Origin of the sequence: Oryzifoliimicrobium ureilyticum, assembly GCF_037199735.1 — a bacterium.
GTDB classification, from domain to species: Bacteria; Pseudomonadota; Alphaproteobacteria; order Rhizobiales; family Rhizobiaceae; genus Rhizobium; species Rhizobium ureilyticus.
This window is the reverse complement of sequence record NZ_JBBBVQ010000018.1, coordinates 118,401-135,920: the sequence shown is the minus strand read 5'-3', so window position 1 is coordinate 135,920 and position 17,520 is coordinate 118,401. Positions and strand designations below refer to the sequence as shown.

General features: G+C 57.2%; 19 protein-coding genes. 5 read left to right on the top strand and 14 right to left on the bottom strand.

Annotated elements, in window-relative coordinates:
- The 13 genes from VQ830_RS21750 to VQ830_RS21690 all read right to left on the bottom strand — a co-directional run.
- On the bottom strand, nucleotides 1-328 hold a 328-nt coding region (locus VQ830_RS21750; protein ID WP_337270242.1), incomplete at its 3' end, for an MCP four helix bundle domain-containing protein.
- A 635-nt stretch (nucleotides 329-963) separates the two neighbouring features.
- Entirely contained in the window at nucleotides 964-1,458 is a 495-nt protein-coding gene (locus VQ830_RS21745) for a GNAT family N-acetyltransferase (protein WP_337270241.1), read from the bottom strand.
- Nucleotides 1,459-1,572: 114 nt separating this feature from the next.
- Nucleotides 1,573-2,007, bottom strand: coding sequence for a hypothetical protein (locus VQ830_RS21740; protein WP_337270240.1), 435 nt, complete (start codon nucleotides 2,005-2,007; stop codon nucleotides 1,573-1,575).
- On the bottom strand, nucleotides 2,000-2,512 hold the full coding sequence (locus VQ830_RS21735; RefSeq protein ID WP_337270239.1) for an AAA family ATPase: 513 nt from the start codon (nucleotides 2,510-2,512) through the stop codon (nucleotides 2,000-2,002). The genes VQ830_RS21740 and VQ830_RS21735 overlap by 8 nt, the downstream gene beginning before the upstream one ends.
- 11 nt (nucleotides 2,513-2,523) lie before the next feature.
- The gene (locus tag VQ830_RS21730) at nucleotides 2,524-3,267 is read right to left on the bottom strand and encodes a hypothetical protein (RefSeq protein ID WP_337270238.1); all 744 of its coding nucleotides are present in this window, start codon (nucleotides 3,265-3,267) and stop codon (nucleotides 2,524-2,526) included.
- Nucleotides 3,268-3,527: 260 nt separating this feature from the next.
- Nucleotides 3,528-3,953, bottom strand: a complete 426-nt coding sequence (locus VQ830_RS21725; RefSeq protein ID WP_337270250.1) for a P-loop NTPase family protein — start codon at nucleotides 3,951-3,953, stop codon at nucleotides 3,528-3,530.
- A gap of 482 nt (nucleotides 3,954-4,435) precedes the next feature.
- Nucleotides 4,436-5,545: a PAS domain-containing protein gene (locus VQ830_RS21720; protein ID WP_337270237.1), complete on the bottom strand. Its 1,110-nt coding sequence runs from the start codon at nucleotides 5,543-5,545 to the stop codon at nucleotides 4,436-4,438.
- Between the two features lie 27 nt (nucleotides 5,546-5,572).
- Complete coding sequence (locus tag VQ830_RS21715; protein ID WP_438618436.1) at nucleotides 5,573-6,688, bottom strand: ABC transporter ATP-binding protein; 1,116 nt, start codon at nucleotides 6,686-6,688, stop codon at nucleotides 5,573-5,575.
- Nucleotides 6,685-8,631, bottom strand: a complete 1,947-nt coding sequence (locus VQ830_RS21710; RefSeq protein ID WP_337270248.1) for a glycoside hydrolase family 127 protein — start codon at nucleotides 8,629-8,631, stop codon at nucleotides 6,685-6,687. Before VQ830_RS21710 ends, VQ830_RS21715 begins: the two co-directional genes overlap by 4 nt.
- Before the next feature lie 38 nt (nucleotides 8,632-8,669).
- Entirely contained in the window at nucleotides 8,670-9,551 is an 882-nt protein-coding gene (locus tag VQ830_RS21705) for a carbohydrate ABC transporter permease (protein ID WP_438618434.1), read from the bottom strand.
- A complete protein-coding gene (locus tag VQ830_RS21700; protein WP_337270236.1) occupies nucleotides 9,548-10,483 on the bottom strand; it encodes a carbohydrate ABC transporter permease in 936 nt (311 codons plus the stop codon). The genes VQ830_RS21705 and VQ830_RS21700 overlap by 4 nt, the downstream gene beginning before the upstream one ends.
- Before the next feature lie 62 nt (nucleotides 10,484-10,545).
- Entirely contained in the window at nucleotides 10,546-11,796 is a 1,251-nt protein-coding gene (locus VQ830_RS21695) for an ABC transporter substrate-binding protein (RefSeq protein WP_337270235.1), read from the bottom strand.
- Nucleotides 11,797-11,837: 41 nt separating this feature from the next.
- Nucleotides 11,838-12,920, bottom strand: coding sequence for a LacI family DNA-binding transcriptional regulator (locus tag VQ830_RS21690; RefSeq protein ID WP_438618431.1), 1,083 nt, complete (start codon nucleotides 12,918-12,920; stop codon nucleotides 11,838-11,840).
- A gap of 635 nt (nucleotides 12,921-13,555) precedes the next feature.
- Between VQ830_RS21690 and blh the strand changes: the two genes are divergently transcribed.
- The 5 genes from blh to VQ830_RS21665 are packed head-to-tail and all read left to right on the top strand — an operon-like array spanning nucleotide 13,556 to nucleotide 16,791.
- Nucleotides 13,556-14,854, top strand: a complete 1,299-nt coding sequence (blh, locus tag VQ830_RS21685; RefSeq protein ID WP_337270234.1) for a bifunctional sulfur transferase/dioxygenase Blh — start codon at nucleotides 13,556-13,558, stop codon at nucleotides 14,852-14,854.
- Nucleotides 14,845-15,192, top strand: coding sequence for a sulfite-sensing transcriptional repressor BigR (bigR, locus tag VQ830_RS21680; protein ID WP_337270233.1), 348 nt, complete (start codon nucleotides 14,845-14,847; stop codon nucleotides 15,190-15,192). Before blh ends, bigR begins: the two co-directional genes overlap by 10 nt.
- A complete protein-coding gene (locus VQ830_RS21675) occupies nucleotides 15,189-15,599 on the top strand; it encodes a YeeE/YedE family protein (RefSeq protein WP_337270232.1) in 411 nt (136 codons plus the stop codon). Before bigR ends, VQ830_RS21675 begins: the two co-directional genes overlap by 4 nt.
- Nucleotides 15,596-16,027, top strand: a complete 432-nt coding sequence (locus VQ830_RS21670; protein ID WP_337270231.1) for a DUF6691 family protein — start codon at nucleotides 15,596-15,598, stop codon at nucleotides 16,025-16,027. Before VQ830_RS21675 ends, VQ830_RS21670 begins: the two co-directional genes overlap by 4 nt.
- Nucleotides 16,024-16,791 (top strand): sulfite exporter TauE/SafE family protein, encoded by a 768-nt coding sequence (locus tag VQ830_RS21665; RefSeq protein WP_337270230.1) that lies wholly within the window; start codon nucleotides 16,024-16,026, stop codon nucleotides 16,789-16,791. The genes VQ830_RS21670 and VQ830_RS21665 overlap by 4 nt, the downstream gene beginning before the upstream one ends.
- Nucleotides 16,792-17,183: 392 nt before the next feature.
- Here the strand turns inward: VQ830_RS21665 and VQ830_RS21660 are convergent, their stop codons facing one another.
- Nucleotides 17,184-17,471 carry a hypothetical protein gene (locus VQ830_RS21660; RefSeq protein WP_337270229.1) on the bottom strand — a complete coding sequence of 96 codons (288 nt, stop codon included), beginning with the start codon at nucleotides 17,469-17,471 and terminating at the stop codon, nucleotides 17,184-17,186.
- Between the last annotated feature and the right edge of the window lie 49 nt (nucleotides 17,472-17,520).

Sequence of the window (17,520 nt, the reverse complement as noted above, 5' to 3'; positions counted from 1 at the left end):
ACCGCTTGTCGGCTTCATCGACGAGAAGAGCCTGGAGCTTGTCGATATTTGCATCGATCCTTGTAACCACTTCGCTTAGCTTCTGGTCGAACTTCGCCGTTTCAGAGGCCTCGGCGTAAACGATCCCGCTTTGATCGATGCGCACGTCGCCCAAATCCGCGTTTAGCTGACCAAGCAAGACGAACGACGGGACCCTGTGGTCGACAACTGTCTCGACATTCTCACTGAGCGACGAAAAAGAATGGACCGCAAAAAGTCCTTGCGCAGCCGCGACGGTGATCATCAGAACGGACATTCCGCCTAGGATATGGGATATTGACAGCTTCATAGTCTTTCCTCGTACACGCTTCTGCTAAAATGCATATCGCTGGATTGATCGGCAACTTGGACGCGTTTCCTGCAGTTAAGCGCGATGAGAGATGCGGACTGTTCGCTAAGTTCTCTGGGTGAAAATACAGAGAAATAGATAGATGTTGTTAGTCCCGCGCTCCATCATGGGTACCACTTGGCTACCTAGTATAAAAAGATAGTTTTAGGTGTTGTTAAACGACGGCTGCTTCGATGCGCACTATGGAACAAGAAATTAGAGCGATTTTCATTCTTCTTTTGGCTCGGATTTCTTCGTGAACGATATTCATTCAGCTGGGCCGATAAGCGTCGCTGTGAAGATATAGCTAGTCGTCGGGAACAGCGATTTTAGTACGCAAGGATAATCTCCTCCGGTCTCCTATATGAAGAGCGCCAGAAAGGTGCCTAAGTCTTTTGAATGGATGAGGTCAGCAATCATTATCACCGAGACCGATATCGTTGAACCAGCCACGCCTAGGACGCCGGCTCGCTGGCCTTAACAGCGCTCGGGTGTAGGTTTCCAACTTCCGCCGAGGCGATCGGCGCCGCCAGGCATTTCGTCGGTGTCTGCTCCGCTATCGCTGTTTTCAGCAAGGCCCGACCGGTAGAGGCATTCTAAGGGATTTGCCCCAAGTTTTTTTCAAAGCGGTGAGTCGATACGATGAATTTCTCGCTGACACCCTCTGGTATCCAAAGAGCTTCTTCGAAAGAATGAGACAGTTCCCATCCCTCCCGTTGATAGAACCTCTCGGCTCGGATATTGCCTGCTGTACAGAGCAGAACCGCTTTTGATATCCCCGCTTTATGCAGCAGCTTTTCGGCGAACGAGAGCAAGACGTGAGTTGCACCGGTCCCCCGTGCGCGGTTGCTGACATAGAGTTTGACGACCTCGGCCTCCTTCACGGAGATAAAACCGATTACGCCAATGTCGTCGATCGCTACGAAGAATGCGTCTCGCGCCTCCTTCAGCCAGAGCTTGAAGTGCTCCTTGGTTCGAAACGCCAGCACTTCAGATGGCACGAGATCAGCATGCGCGTTGTGCCATCCTTGATGCCAGAGCTGGACAATCTCGTTATGATCGGCGATTTCCGCCGGGCGAATTTCGAGCATTCGTTCCTCCCGGATTTTGTCGCAAAAATTGATCGCAAAACTCTGACTTTTGCACCTTACTTTCGCGACAGAATTTTCCGTAATTCTTCAAGGCCGACGATTTTGTCGCGAAACTTAGGATTTTTGCGAAAGGGCGGATGTCCTGTCTTCTTCGCTGTTGCACCAGACAACAGCAAAACAAGATTTCCACCCTTTGGAGGTCATGGCTGCGTGCCGGCGACTGTCGTCGCGAACGATAAGACGCCTTTCGTGCCATTCGACAATTAACGGCGGCAAGCTTTCTGGGTCATCGAGATCGGCGGCTGTGTTTTCAATTCGCTTGTTCCATATGTCGCGAGGGACACGATAGGTCATCTCCGGCTCAGGTCCGCAGCACCGTTGCAGCCTTGAAAGCTCGATTGACAGAGGTCTTATCCAATACCGCTTATGGAGCAAAAGCCCGTCCCGAAGACCTAGATTAGCCCAATAGCCGGTCGAGAGATATTCCAGAACCCAATCCTGAAGGTTCCCGGCCAGTGCGCTCGCCGCACACGTTTCGAGATTAAACATCTTTACCCCTCAAATACCAAAGGACGCGATCGATCGCTTCTTCTAACGTCAGCTTCGAGGTGTCGAGAATTTCGCACCCGGCGGCCTCATTTCTAAGGAAGCTGGCCCAGTTCATCATGTCGGTGTTGGCAAGATCAGGCTGGCCTCGATCGAGCGTAAGCCGTCTGGCCCTGGTTTCGTCGTCACAATCGACGAGGATGGTGGTGTAGGATGTAATGCCCGCGTGTTCGACGGCCTCAGTCAGAAACGAAAATCGTGACTGGCCTTCGAAAAGAACGCTCCGGCCTTGCGCCACAAGCAGAGATAATCGAGCCATCCACTCGAAAGTGGCAGCTCTCTGCCACCCCTCGACAGAGCCGAATTTATCGATCATCTCTTGCACAGATGGAACACCGATACGGTCTTTGTAGAAAACGTCGAACTCCTGGCCGTGCCGATATTCGATCGCTTCCGCAATTGTGGTCTTGCCGGCCCCTGATGCTCCGGTGAGAATAACGAGTGGCATAGAAATCCCCTTCAAGATTTAGCAGCGCCGGCTGTGAGGGTGCTTTTTCTGAATAGCCATAGAGTGCGATGGCCATGACGATACTTGCCGGCTCGCTCGTAGCCGGGATGGTCGAATTTTATTCCTTTGGCAGTTGCCAGAACCACGACTGCAACGTTGATGCTGGCTAGTGAGGTCAGCAGGGCAGGTTCGTGTGATCCCGTGCGCCAATGCTCTTGTTTGCCATAAGGCACATCTGCAATCACTAGATCGACAGATGGCAGAGCGGCGAGCTTTGAAGCAACCAGATTGGCATCTGCCACATCGGCCTGAAACACATTTGTAGGTAAATGTCGGCACAGGGCGAAAAGCTTATTGCCACCTCGGAGGGCGGCACGATGGCTTTGGCGGTCGTACTGAGCAACGAGGTTGCTTAGCTCACTGAGACGCCGGGAAAGCCCTTCCGGTGTAAGTAGATCTGCGTTTTTGACCGCGTTCGAAACAGCCTCGGCCGAAATGTCGGACATGCTGATATTTCGCATTTGGTCGCCATGCAAAAACCCCAACACGGTTGCGAGGTAACCGCCTCCGCAAGTTGGATCATACAGATGATATGGCGGCGGCCGTCCCTCCCTCAGTAGATGGGATGCCGCTCGTAGGAACAATTCACTGGCGAGACGGACAGGAAAGGCGGTGAGACCGGGCCGGCTGAATAGAACTCGACCGCTCGCCAAATCTTCGCTCGGAAGATCGGCGCGAGAATACGCAAATTTCATGGAAGGCTCTCAGAATCGCAGCCAGCATTACAAGCTCGCCAAGGCGAGGCTGGCTAAATGTACCCAGGTGCGATGCACCTGCTTCGAACCCCTTCGGCAAGGGGAGAGCCTTTAGGCGTCGAAGAAGGCCGTTGCGATGTTGAGAACGAATTTTTTCATAGCGACGTGAGCTTACCGTCTGCCGGGCGCACCCGCAAGAGTGTCGCGAAAATCCCAACATTTGCTCGATATGTTATCCGGACTTTTGCAACGCTGCAAAATCAGGAATTGCGCGACACATTATCCAGGTAGATGCCGATTTCGTGTCGACTCTTCAGCAACAATTTCTGACCTATAAATGCTTTAAACAGCTGAGAATGAGCAGCGAAGCAGCTCGAATTGTTGCGAAGACGATATTCCGCGATCCATTCTAGGAGTTCTTGAAATGCCTCCTCGCTACCACCACCCTGTATCCCCCGCTCTTTAACGTTGCCGATGCACTCGTTTTCTGGCAGGTCGATCCAGATTAATGTCGTGGCCCTATGCAGGACGACGTTCGCTAGCCATCCATACACGCCCTCCATTAACCAACTGTCAGCTTTTCCGGCCTCCGCGACCTCATTCGCGACCAGTTGGTTATTGCGAGCTATCCCGTAGTTTCCAGGCTCCCATCGGAGATCGTCGAGATGGATAGGCGCGCGTTGCAATAGATCGCCAAGCTTGCGAGCCAGCCAAGTTTTCCCGGAACCGCCATTGCCGAAAATCAAGGTTCGGCGCAGATCGGGTGGTATCGAGTTCAAAAGCGCCTCCGTTTTCTTGTCGTCGCAAAAATCCCGACTAAAATTTCTATTTTGCGTCTGTCTTTTGCGCCGTCGCAAAAGACCGAGTTTTGCAACAACTCTGGCAACTCACCGAGCTGTATCGGTACCGCCTTCCTTGCCGAGGATCCGATACACGCTTGCCCGCCCAATTCCCACCCTCCGACCTATTTCGCCGAGCCCAATACTCTGGATCTTCACTGGGTCCGCACAAAGGCGTTTCACCGAGGCGGCTTAAAATGGATCGTCATTGTCCCGTCACTGGCATGCTCGAAAACAATGCCCTCGTCTGCAAGCGCTTGACAAACCGCTTGCAGAACGTGTTCACGGACAGCGTAGTTGGCCACTTTCTCCAGACGNACAAAGGCGTTTCACCGAGGCGGCTTAAAATGGATCGTCATTGTCCCGTCACTGGCATGCTCGAAAACAATGCCCTCGTCTGCAAGCGCTTGACAAACCGCTTGCAGAACGTGTTCACGGACAGCGTAGTTGGCCACTTTCTCCAGACGGCTGATCGACGAGATAGATACGCCTGACTTTAGCGCTAGCTCGTCGATCGTCCAATTGAGAAGCGCGCGGGCCGCGCGGATCTGTGCAGCACTCACCCCTTTAACAGGACTTTTTTTCACTTTGTTGTCGACGATCTCGGTCGCTGCTGTCCTGAAAAGCGCCCCCACCCACTCCCGGATCGTACCGTCCGCTTCCAGAATGGGAGCAGCACGAATTGGAAATCGCCTATATCGCCCATCCGCACACAATATCCTGGGGTCGAGGGCGTAGATGTCTTCAGCGCCAAGGGATGCTACCACCAAGGACTTTGCCATCTCGCGGTCTTCCGGATGAATCACGTCCAACCATCCGCAGCCAGAAGCTTCGGCGTCGCTCTGGCCAGTCAACTCATTCCAACCGTCCCAACTGAGAACTTCCCCAGTCGGCTTCATGCGCAACTCCATGAGGACAATCGACTTTACAAGAGTATCGAAATGATACCAAAGCTTTTCCCCAGAGCGACGCGCTGCGTGTTGTTCAGAGATATCCATCATAACGCCGACGATACGAGCCGGTCGCCCTTCTCCATCAGCTATTACCTCTGCCTTGTTCTCAAGCCATAGCAATGAACCATCCGGCCTGACAATTCGAAACTCTCGCTCCGTCGAATAGCCCGAACTCAACATTTCATACATGTCGAAATAGATGGAGCGATCTTCTGGATGCAAAACCTTGAGGATATCTTCAAGGACAAGAGGTATGGTTGGGTGGATCCCAAATAGTCGGTAGAGGCCAATAGATGTGGTCATCTGTCCTGAGGCCAGATCAACGGTCCAGAAGCCAACGCGACCTCGTTCCTCGATCAATTTCAAAAAGTGCGCTGCCGAAACACCTCGTGGACGTAGGGTCCGATTGTTTTTCTGCTCGACGGACAGGGCGTCCGCCTCCCCATTGGTAGTAAATCGCATGAGATCTGATGTCGGCAAGGTCATTCCCTTCCTCGAGTGGACCCTATCGCGCTAGCCTCCTAACCTTATACGTTGGCCTGCGCTATCGAAGAAACGGGCATCCGTCGGATCGAACGTCACCGTTATTGTTTCTCCTATTGCTGGTGCCGGGCCCCGATTTCCTTGTAAGACAAGCGATATACCCGGGGAAACCTGCCCATAGATGTAGGTCGCGCCACCTAGAAATTCCGTGAAGTCTACGGAGAGGGTAAGCCCCTGCTCATTGTTGTGGGTCGGGCGCAAGTGCTCCGGGCGTATGCCAAACTGCAATTGTTCTTTTTTATGACTGGTGGCAGGCCAAGGGAACGGGAGGCGCTGGCCGCAGATGACAAGAGAGTCGCCCTCACGGCTTGCCGGCAACACGTTCATCTTGGGGCTACCGATAAAGCCCGCCACGAACAGGTTATCGGGATCGTTATACAAGTTGGACGGAGAGCCGATCTGTTCGATGCGGCCAGCCCGGAGAACGACGATCTTGTCTGCCAGCGTCATAGCTTCGGTTTGGTCGTGGGTGACATAGATCATCGTATTGCCCAGTTGCTTATGCAGCCGGGCGATCTCGATGCGCATACCCACGCGCAATTCGGCATCGAGGTTGGACAACGGCTCGTCGAATAGGAATACCTTCGGGTCGCGCACGATTGCCCGGCCGATGGCGACGCGCTGACGCTGACCGCCGGAAAGCTGGCCGGGCCGCCGATCAAGAAGGGGTGTAAGATGCAGGATTTCGGCTGCCGCCTGCACTATGGCGGCGACTTCCTTCTTCGGCCGATGCGCCATGCGCAAACCGAATCCCATATTCTCAGCGACGGTCATGTGCGGATAGAGCGCATAGGACTGGAATACCATGGCGATGCCGCGATCCGAGGGATCGGCATCCGTCACATCGCGTCCGCCGATGAGGATCTCGCCCCGGCTCGTTTCTTCAAGTCCGGCGATCAGCCGTAGCAATGTCGACTTTCCACAGCCGGACGGTCCGACGAACACGACGAACTCGCCAGCGCCGATCGAAAGGTCGATACCTTGAATGACGTCGACGGCGCCGAAGCTCTTCGAAACGCCCTTCAGCTCGACGCCGCTCGTTTGCGCCGAAAGGGGAGACGCTACCCTCCTGTCCATCGCGTTCATTGACCGCCCTCCGTCCGGATCCAGACCAGCATCTCTCCCGCTGCGCGATTGTCCCATACATGATATGGCACTGCACGGATTTCTGTCTCCTCAATGCGCGGCGTTTCCGTCGTGTACAGCTGTCCGCCGAACGTCACTTCCCGCAGACCGGTTGTCACAAGTGCCGGGAGGCCGCCAAGTGCTGCGACGGGTTCGCATCGGAAGCTGCTTTCCGGTTGCAGCACGATAGAGTTCAGGTCTTCGCCATTGTCGACGCCCTCAAGGCAATAGACGAGCGGGCCGCGCTGCAGGGTGACACGTCCCTGATCGATACCTGCCTTTGGATGCGCGTAGAGCCGTTGCACCGGCATCTCGAGATCGAGCTCCACCACATCGCCTGACTGCCAGAGGCGTGATAGCCGCGCATATCCCTTATGCTCGACGGCCTTAAAGTCGACTGGCTCGCCGTTGACACGGATCGTCTGGCCCGGAGACCAGGCCGGCAGGCGCAGGGAAAGAGTGAACTCGGCCGGCTGCTGCGGCTCCAGCATCAGCTTTATGGCACCGTCTAAGGGATAGATGGTCTCCTGGCGGATCCGGACAGGCGTTCCAGCCGTTTCCAGGTCGGCAACGCCCTCGCAGTAAAGGTGCACGGCGATTTCGTCTTCCGCCTCGCCATACATATACGTACCGATCGATGCAACCAGTCGGGCAATGTTCGGCGGGCAGCACGGGCAACGATGCCAGGTCCAGCGATGATGCTTGCCGCGGCTTTCCAGCGGGTTATCGTAGAAGAACTGGGTGCCGTCCAGCGAGAGACCGACCAGCGCGCCGTTATAGAGCGCGCGCTCCATCACGTCGGCATAGGCGCGATCGGGACCGAGCCCCAGCATGCGGTTGGCCCAGAAGACCAGCGCCACGGCCGCGCAGGTCTCGGCATAGGCAGTTTCGTTCGGCAGGTCATAGTCGAAGGTCAGTCCCTCGTTGTGGGCAGACGGGCCGAAGCCGCCCGTGACGTAGAGGTTCTTTCCCGTAAGGTGAGCCCAGATCGCTTCCAGCGCCGGTTTTAGGCTTTCATCGCCGAATTCGGTCGAAATATCGGCCATCCCGGAATAGAGGTAAGCGGCGCGCACCGCGTGACCAACGACATGGCGTTGCTCACGCACCGGCACATGGCTCTGCGAATAATCGTAGCTCTCAAAATGATAATCGGCCGGATCACTCCCCCGAGCACGGGCTTCCCTGTCATAGAAATGTTCGCCGTCGCGCCGCTGGCCACGCTCGTTGACGAAGAAGCGGGCAAGATCGAGATAGCGCTGCTCGCCCGTGGCGCGCCCGAGCTTGACGAGCGCCAGCTCGATTTCGGGGTGTCCACAATAGCCTGGCTTCTGGTCTTCTCCCGGCCCGAAGATCGTGGCGATATGATCGGCGTAACGAGCCATGATATCGAGCAGCTTACGCTTGCCAGTGACGTGGTAGTAAGCAACGGCTCCCTCGATCAAGTGGCCGGCGTCATAGAGTTCATGGCAGTCACGCAGGTTTGACCAGCGCTTGCCGGGCTCGATCCGCTGATACCAGGAATTGAGATAGCCATCCTCGTCCTGCAGCCGCCCGTAAGCATCAACGATCTCGTCGATCCGGGCCTCGAGCGCGGCATCCGGCTTGTGCAGGAGCCCATAGGCGGCAGCCTCAATGCTCTTGCCGAAGTCGGAATCCCAGAACATCTGGGTGCTGACGGTATCGTTGCCCTGCTGGAAGGGGATGCGCAGACCGGGGTTCGGCCGATCCGGATCAATCTGGTCCAGCATACCCGCTTCGATGCAACGATCAAGCAAGGTGTGGGCGGTGGCGGTGGCGATAGTCTCGATGCGGGGGCCAAAGAAGCCGCCGACGCGCACCTGATGAACGGCCGGCGGACGAAATTTGGCATTCTGTTGTATCTTATCGGCTGCAGAAGAAGTCATAGGCATAATGTAAATCCTTTATTGGATCGATGGTGCGTCTACTTCACCGCGCCAGCCGTCAGGCCGCGGATGTAGTAGCGCTGGAGAGCGAGAAAGAGCAGCAGGCAGGGGATCATCATCACGGTGACGCCGGCCTGCACGGCTCCCCAATCGACGGAACCGTAATGGCCGGAGCGCACGGCCGTGACGAGCACCGGAAGCGTGTAGCGGTCCTGGTCGGTCAACAGCACCAGAGCTGCCAGAAATTCGTTCCAGGCATTGAGGAAGGCAAAGAGGCCGACTGAAACGATACCCGGAAACACCAGCGGCCCCATGACGTAGACCAGCGCCCGCAATCCTTTCACGCCATCGATCCGAGCCGCCTCCTCGATCTCCCTGGGGACAGCGTCGAAGGCATTGCGCATCATGAAGACGGAGAAGGGCAGCTGCAGCGTGACATAGATGAGGACGAGACCGCTCAGCGTGTTTTGCAGCCCGAGCTTCGCCAGGATCAGGAAAAGCGGTGTCAGGATGGACTGGAACGGCACCATGATCGTCGACAAGATGAGAACGAAGGCCACTGGTTTGAACGGAAACCGGAAACGCGAGAACCCGTAGCCAGCAAAGACCGATACCAAGACGGTAAGGCCCGCAGTAGCGATGGCGACAAACAGGCTGTTGGCGGCGTAATGCAAGATGCCCGCGCCGAAGTTTTCGAGCCGCCCGTAATTGCCAAAATCGAGACCATTTATCGAGAGCAACCCGTTGCCTACCATCGCGGGTGGCCGAAAGGACGCCAAGAGCACGAGCGCGATCGGTGCCAAGAACAGCAGTGCAACGAGTAGGCCGGTGACGTGAAAAAGTACCCGAAAGAGCCGAGCATTGCTGCGCCGGCGCGCCGGCGCTGGCGGGGAAACAGTATAGGTCGCGGCCATCGTCATCGTGCCGCCTCCTTGTCACCCAGCAGTCGCAGCTGGATCACGCTCAACACGACCAGGATGGCAAGCAGGACCATTGACAGTGCCGCGCCGTAGCCGAGGCGGAAGGACACGAAGGATTGGCTGAAAATCCAGTAGACTGCCGTGATCGTCTTGTTTTGCGGACCGCCGGCGAGGATGATGTAAAACTGGTCGAAAGCCAGCATGGAGCCGGACACGCATAGAATGAGTGCAAGTGCAAAGGGACGGCGCACCAGAGGCAGCGTGATGAAACGGAACCGCTGGATTGCATTCGCGCCATCGATACGGGCAGCCTCGGTGAAGTCGGCCGGAATGGAGTGCAGGCCGCTCATCAGGATGACCATGTAGAAGCCTGACATCTTCCAGATCACCATGGCTGTCACCGACCAGAAGGCAGGCGCAAAGGTGGCGAGAAGGTTCAGACGGCCATCCGTTAGTCCCAACGCCTCGGCCAGCGGCGAGAAAAGTCCGCTGTCGACATTCGACAACCAACTCCACAAAAGGCTGGCCGAAGCAAAGCCGATCACGACAGGCAGAAAAAACGCAGTCCGATAGAAGCCGGCGAAGGGGCGGGGCTTTTCCACCAGGAGGGCAAGCGCAAACCCGACGAGCATAAGTCCGACCGTGGCAGCGATCGTGTAGCGGACGGTGAAGGCGAGCGCGTTCCAGAAATTGATGTCGTTCCAGAGCGCCTTGTAGTTGGCAAAGCCGATCCATCGCGGCACGCCGATTAGCGGCCAGTTGTGGAGCGACATCCATGCGGTCATACCGAGCGGCACCAAGAAAAAGACGAGAACCAGCGCCAGCGCCGGAGCGACGTAGAGAAGTCCCATCCAGTCGCGCCGCGGCTTGCGTAGGGGCCGCAAATAGACGTTGGGCGCGCCGCTTGGCGGCGCCCGTGTGTAGACTGCCATCAGTCATTCCTCCAATGAGATGGAAGAGGCGGCACTAGGGGTTCCGCCTCTCAGGTTCGGTCTTAAGGAGCCGTGTCGATGATCGATTGCATGGCGCTCTGCGCTGTCTGGATCGCCGGCTCGATCGAATCGGGGCCGCCGAAGAAGGCCGCGTTCAGCATGGTGATCCATGGACCATTAGCCGAGTTGATAAGATCGTTGAAAACGGTCGAATAGGGAGTGCGGCCCTTGGCCATCGCGTCGGCAGCGATCAGGTAGCGTGAATCGAGGCCTGCCAGTGCTTCTTTGGCGATGTCGCTGCGGATCGGCAGCGAACCGTTGTGCGCAAGCAGCTTTTGTCCTTCCAGCGAATAGGAGAATGTCAGAAACGCCTTAACCGCGTCCATTTTCTTCGTTCCCTTGGAAACGACGAAGTTGTCGCCACCGGCGAAGGAGGAGGATCCGCCATCCTTCCCTGGCAGTGGCGTCACACCGTATTCGAGATCGGGGCTCTGCGAAGCCAACGCCCCGATCGCAAAGGAGCCTGACGGCGTGATTCCGATCTTACCGGTGGCAAAGGCCGCAAAGAAATTCGACCCTGTATCGGTCTGAGCTCCCGCTGGAACCAGTTTGTCCCTCACCATTCCCTGATAAAAGGCAATTGCATCGCGCATTTGCGGCGTATCAAGGGTCGCGGTGCGCCCGTCTGCGGAGAAGATGTCGCCACCTGATGCCCATATTAGCGGCGTGAAGGTGAAGATGTTGCAGCCTCCGCAGTTGCCAGAGAAATAAAAGCCCTTGATGTCGCCGCCGAGCGCATTGACCTTCTCAGCGTCCGTGCGGATTTCCGCCCAAGTGGTGGGCCCCTTGTCCGGATCGAGACCGGCTTGTTTGAAGAGCTTCTTGTTCCATATGAGCACTGACCCGTCGGCGGAGAACGGCAAACCGTAGATGCGATCCTTAAAGGTTCCGACGGACAGATGCGCCTTCGAGAGGGCGTTATAGTAAGGAAGAGACTTCGCGAAGTCGGTCAGATCCTCAAGCTGCCCAGCCGCAGCGAAGGCCGGAGTGTAGATCAGATCGAGGGACAGCGCGTCAGGAGCTGTTCCTCCGGCCGCTGCAACGGCATATTTCTGCACCAATTCATTGACCGGGACGATTTGCAGATCTGCGTGATGCTCTTTCTGGCTCTTGTTGAACGCATCGACGAGCTTCGGCATGAAGGTTGAGCTGTCCGATCGGGTCCAAAGTGTGAACGTGTCCGCGCTAGCAGACAACGGTAGTGCGAGTGTAGCGGCAACAAGGCCGCTGAGACCCAAAATCCATTTATGCATTCCATTCCTCCCAAAATTGTGCCCTTAGGCACGGTTCGCTGTTAATCGGTCTGTGGCGCCTCCGAGCCGCACGATCTTCGGATCTTCAACCGACAGGGTTGTCGCCGCTGTCCGGCCTCCACAGGCTTACCGTCGATAAGATCCAGGAGCGTCAGCCCGGCTTGGCGGCCAAGCTCCTTCAGCGCCATATCGACCGTGGTCAGCGGCGGACGCGTCGCAGTCGCGAAGATTTCCCAATTGTCAAAGCCGACGACGGCGATGTCTTCCGGCACCCGGATGCTCGCGAGCGTCAGAGCGTCGATGAGCCCCCGGGCGATCTGGTCGTTTCCACAAAAAACGGCATCGGGCCGCTCGGCCTTAGGCTTGGCTACCAGGCGCTGTCCGCTTTCGTAGCCGAAACCTTCCGACCACTCACCGGACAGCGCCGTTCCAAAGCAGGGGAGAGCCGCCTCGGAAAGAGCACGCAGCCAGCCTTTTTCCCTCAGACCAACGGCACCGAAGCTTCGTGGTCCTGTCACATGCGCAATTCGCTTGCGGCCTAAACTAATGAGATGGGCGACGGCGGCATGGGCACCACCCTCATCGTCCGGTACAAATCCGATGGCGCCCGGAGGGCAGGCCGCGTTTACATAGACGACAGGCATGTGGACGGCAGGAAGATCGACCGGCAGGACTCGGTCGATGCGCTTGCCGGAAACGACCAGGCCGTCAACGCGCTTGTCCTCCATTGCTTCCAGATTGAGCCTCACGCGATCCGGCTCGTCGTCAATAGCGCACAAGAAGACCGACACTCCGCGGTCAGCCATCGCAGCCGAAAGACCGGCGGCAATCGGTAACGTAAAGCGGCCGTAGGTATCGTTGGTCAAGAGACCGAGGGTGAAGGAGCGCTGGTGCACGAGCGCACGGGCCATCGCGTTCGGACGAAAGCCTAATTCTCGCGCAACGCTCTGAATTTTTTCCCGGGTTTCCGACGTCATTCGGCCACGCTCATTGAGCGCCTTCGATGCGGTCGAGACGGATACGCCCGCGGCTAACGCAACATCTTTAATCGTTGCCCGCAGGGCCGCGGGCTCACTGGCTTTCAGTTTTTGTCGACTGATAGGCTTCGTGCTGTCTGACTGCATATGACAGAATACTCACTTTGGAATATCGTTTTCTCACCTAGAGAAACCGTTTTCGCAACAATTGTCAATTGCTGACGTGAGATTTACGGGGTCGATACAACGAAGCGGGCCCTTAATATTTCGCTTTTGACGTTCGTCCCGAGATCGCAGATCGACGTCGAATGACGCAGAGCAATTTCGCAAGGTATTAAGTTTGAACAGGCTGCCTAGGGAAGTCGAGGGATGGTCGCCATAATGACTGACAAAGCGATCTGAACTTGGGGTGGCTAGGTGCTCACGCTCAAAAAGTCATGCGTTCTGAGCCCCGCTGGATAATGAGGCTGTTCTCGTCCTCATCGACGAGCTAGCGCCTGTCACTCGTCCGAGCGGACAAGTCTCACCGCCGGTTGGCTCAAGAATTTGAGGGTGCATTCAAGACACTGGCGACGATTTGCCGTCAGATTGTTCGTCTTCGATAGGCGTGGGCCAAAGCCTCGCCCATCCGCAGACGTCGGTACGGTTTGGTTGGTTCTCTCATCGCCAGGCCAGCGTCGGGTAAGTTCTGCAGCAAAGCAGCGGGCACTCAAAAGTCCCGCTTGAAATTCAAACATTATATATTATATTGTATCGTATAGCGTCGAAGTTAGGAATCTCGCATGTCTGTTTCCAAAATCTCTGACAAACTTTCAATCTCCCCGCAGCCAAGCGTCGACGATGTTAGGCGCCTGCGGGAAAAAGGATATGCTACGCTCATCAACAACCGCCCGGACGCTGAGGAAGCGACACAGCCCGGAACGGTTGTCGAAAGCCGGGAGGCCGAGCACTGCGGCCTCACCTACGTCTATGTCCCGGTCACGCTCGGCACCATCACCGAAGCGGACGTGCGCGCGTTCCAGAAGGCGCTCGATGCCTCCGACGGACCGGTGTTCGCGCACTGCAAATCGGGCACGAGATCCCTCAGCCTGTTCCTGATCGGCGAGGTTCTCGACGGGCGGATGGCTGCCGATGACGTCGTCGAGTTCGGCCATGCGCACGGCTTCGATACTAGCGCCGCTGCGGTCTGGCTCAAGCAGCACTTGGCCCGCCGCCCGCGGGTGAAGGGCTTCTTCGACAAGCACACCTGGAGCGTCCAGTACGTCGTGTCCGATCCGGCGACTGGCAAGTGCGCTATCATCGATCCGGTGCTCGATTTCGACGAAAAGGCGGGAGCGACCGCGACCATCAATGCCGACGCAATCCTCAACTACGTCCGGGAGAACGACCTGACGGTCGAGTGGATCCTCGACACCCACCCGCATGCCGACCACTTCTCCGCGGCCCAGTATCTAAAGGAGAAGACCGGTGCCAGAACCGCGGTCGGCGAACGCGTCGTCGATGTGCAGAAGCTCTGGAAGGGGATCTACAACTGGCCCGAACTCACCACCGACGGCTCGCAATGGGATCGGCTTTTCGCGCATGGTGAGACGTTCAAGGTCGGCTCCATCGACGCCGGGGTGATGTTCTCGCCAGGCCATACGCTCGCGTCGATCACGTATGTGGTCGGCGACGCAGCCTTTGTCCATGATACGCTATTCATGCCCGACAGCGGCACGGCGCGCGCCGACTTCCCCGGCGGTGACGCCCGCATCCTATGGAAGTCGATTCAGGACATCCTCGCCCTCCCGGACGAGACACGCATCTTTACCGGACACGACTACCAGCCAGATGGTCGCGCGCCGCGCTGGGAAAGCACGGTGGCCGAGCAGAAGAAGTCCAATCCGCATCTTGCCGGCGGGACCGAAGAAGAATTCGTGGCGCTTCGGACGAAGCGTGACAAGACGCTGCCGATGCCGAAGCTTATCCTGCATGCGCTGCAAGTGAATATCCGAGGCGGGCGTCTGCCGGAGCCGGAAGCGAACGGCATGCGCTACCTCAAGTTTCCGCTCGACGCATTGCAGGGAGCCGCATGGGAATGAGTACCAACTCAGAGAAAATGATGAAGGCGCAGCTCTCTCCCGCCGAGATGGCTGGCCGGGCCGGAGAGGTTGCCGATCTCCTGAAGACGTTGTCCCACCAAGCCCGGCTGATGATCGTGTGCACGTTGGTCGAGGGCGAGTTCTCGGTCGGCGAGCTCGAGGAATCGCTCGACATCCATCAGCCGCATCTTTCGCAGCATCTGACCGTGCTGCGGAGCTCCGGAATTGTCGAAACCCGGCGGGAAGGAAAGCAGATCTTCTACCGATTGACCGAGGAGAAGGCCGCGCACCTGGTCTCCGCCCTCTATGACATCTTCTGCGTAAAGGAAGCGGAATGACCATCTATCTCGAGTCCCTGAGCGGCGGTATGCTGATCGGCGCCTCCGCAGTCATGCTCCTGCTCCTGAACGGCCGAATCGCGGGAGTCAGCGGTATCGTCGGCCGTCTGGCTCAAGGCGTCGGCCTAACCACTAATCTTGCGTTCGTGCTTGGCCTCATGGTTGGGCCGCTCGTTTACCTGCTGCTCGCCGGTGGCTTGCCGACCGTCGAGATCACGGCAGGCTGGCCGATGATAATGGTCGCCGGACTGCTGGTCGGCTTCGGTTCACGGATGGGCTCCGGATGCACAAGTGGCCACGGGGTGCTGGGGCTTGCCCGCCTTTCTCCGCGATCGATGGTCGCCGTCGCCACCTTTTTGTCGACCGGGATCATCGCAGTTACCGTTCTACGAGGTATCGGATTATGAAGAGAAACATATATCAGTTCGGAGCCGCCCTCGCTTCCGGCATCGTCTTTGGTTTCGGCCTATCGCTTTCTGGCATGCTCAATCCGGTTCGCGTCCAGGCCTTCCTCGACGTCTTCGGGAACTGGGATCCAAGCCTTGCCTTCGTCCTAGGTGCCGCGGTCGCCATCGCTTATATCGGAATACAAATGATGAAGCAGATGCGTCATCCCGCCTTTGATCACAGCTTCCAAGTGCCCACGAACCGGAAGATCGACGCGCCGTTGGTCATTGGCTCCGCCTTGTTCGGTCTCGGCTGGGGGATTGGCGGCTTCTGCCCCGGCCCGGCGATCGCCACCCTGTCGCTTGGTATCCCACAAACGGTTGTGTTTGTGGTCGCCATGCTGATCGGCATGACATTCTACGACCGGGTTTGGAGCAGAACGCCATGAGCTTCTCCATCTTGCCGGCCGTCGGTTCCGGCGGGATTGTAGGCTTCATGCTCGGCCTTCTCGGTGGCGGCGGCTCGATCTTGGCGACCCCGCTCCTCCTCTACGCCGTCGGCGTCGCGCAGCCGCACGTGGCGATTGGAACCGGCGCGCTTGCGGTTTCCGTCAACGCCTTCGCCAACTTCGCGAGCCACGCAATTAAAGGTCACGTGTGGTGGCGTTGCGCCGCGGTTTTTTCGGCGCTCGGCGTCCTTGGCGCGCTAGCAGGCTCAAGCCTCGGTAAGGCGATGGACGGAGATCGGCTGATCTTCCTGTTTGGAATTCTTATGGTCTTCGTCGGCGTCCTGATGCTTAAGCCCAGGAAGCTGACGTCGGCCGAAAACCGGCCGGTCGACCTTAGGATGTGCCTCGTCACAGCAGCCGTGGCGCTGGCCGCCGGAGCGGCGTCAGGCTTCTTCGGGATCGGTGGGGGGTTCCTGATCGTGCCGGGTCTGATGCTGGCGACCGGCATGCCAATGATCAACGCGATCGGCACGTCGCTCCTATCCGTCGGCGCCTTCGGATTGGCGACCGCGCTGAACTATGCCGCGTCCGGACTAGTAGACTGGTGGCTTGCCGCAGAGTTCATCGGTGGAGGCGTCGCAGGCGGCCTCTTTGGCATGATCCTGGCAACTCGACTGAGCGCATACAGAAACATCCTCAACCGTTTGTTCGCGGCGCTCATATTCGTCTTCGCGGGCTATATATTCTGCCGTAGTTTGCGCTAGGTTCTACGCGATGTCATGTGTGAGTAATTGCTGCGGGATGTGCATTGACGTCACGTCGCATCATCCCGATACTCCACTCCAAGTCCGGTTAGCTTGCGCCACTTTACCGTGCAAAAATATCGGGAACCGTTTGCGAACATAAGCAGAAAGTCGTTAGGGATGCCGATCGTGCTGTGAAGCGAGATTCGGGCACCTGATGCGGAAAGATCGCGTATGAGGCAAGTCCGCGTCGACGTGCCGCCGTTGTAAACAATCGTGCCATTTTTATAAACGCGCTGTCGGGGATTTGCCCGTCCCTGGTTCATTGTCGCCTCGCTGTGAAAAAGGGGCTCAATAAAGGTATGTCGTCTCGGTCGAGGCATAAGATCCGTTGGCACATGCAACGCGATGATCTATAGGTTATGAGGAAATTTTTCAGGACAGCTGGATGTCGCATCAGCATCAGATGGGGTTTCGACACTAAGTGCTGAAACTATATCGTTGGTGCCGCCGGACATTTTCTTGCTGAGCGCCTCAAGGCTGTTCACGATGATCTCATAATCGTTACGCAGACTAGTGATTGTCTTAAAGAGTTCCAAAAGATCATCGACCATATTACTTGGCATCTCTGTTGAGAATTTGCTGGCCGTTCCTCGTGCGGATTGTGCGTAGGGGGAGCGGAATGTAAGAATGCGAGCCATGACCGGTAGATCCTTGATGCTGAAGAATAGTGATTTGTCGTCCAGTTGG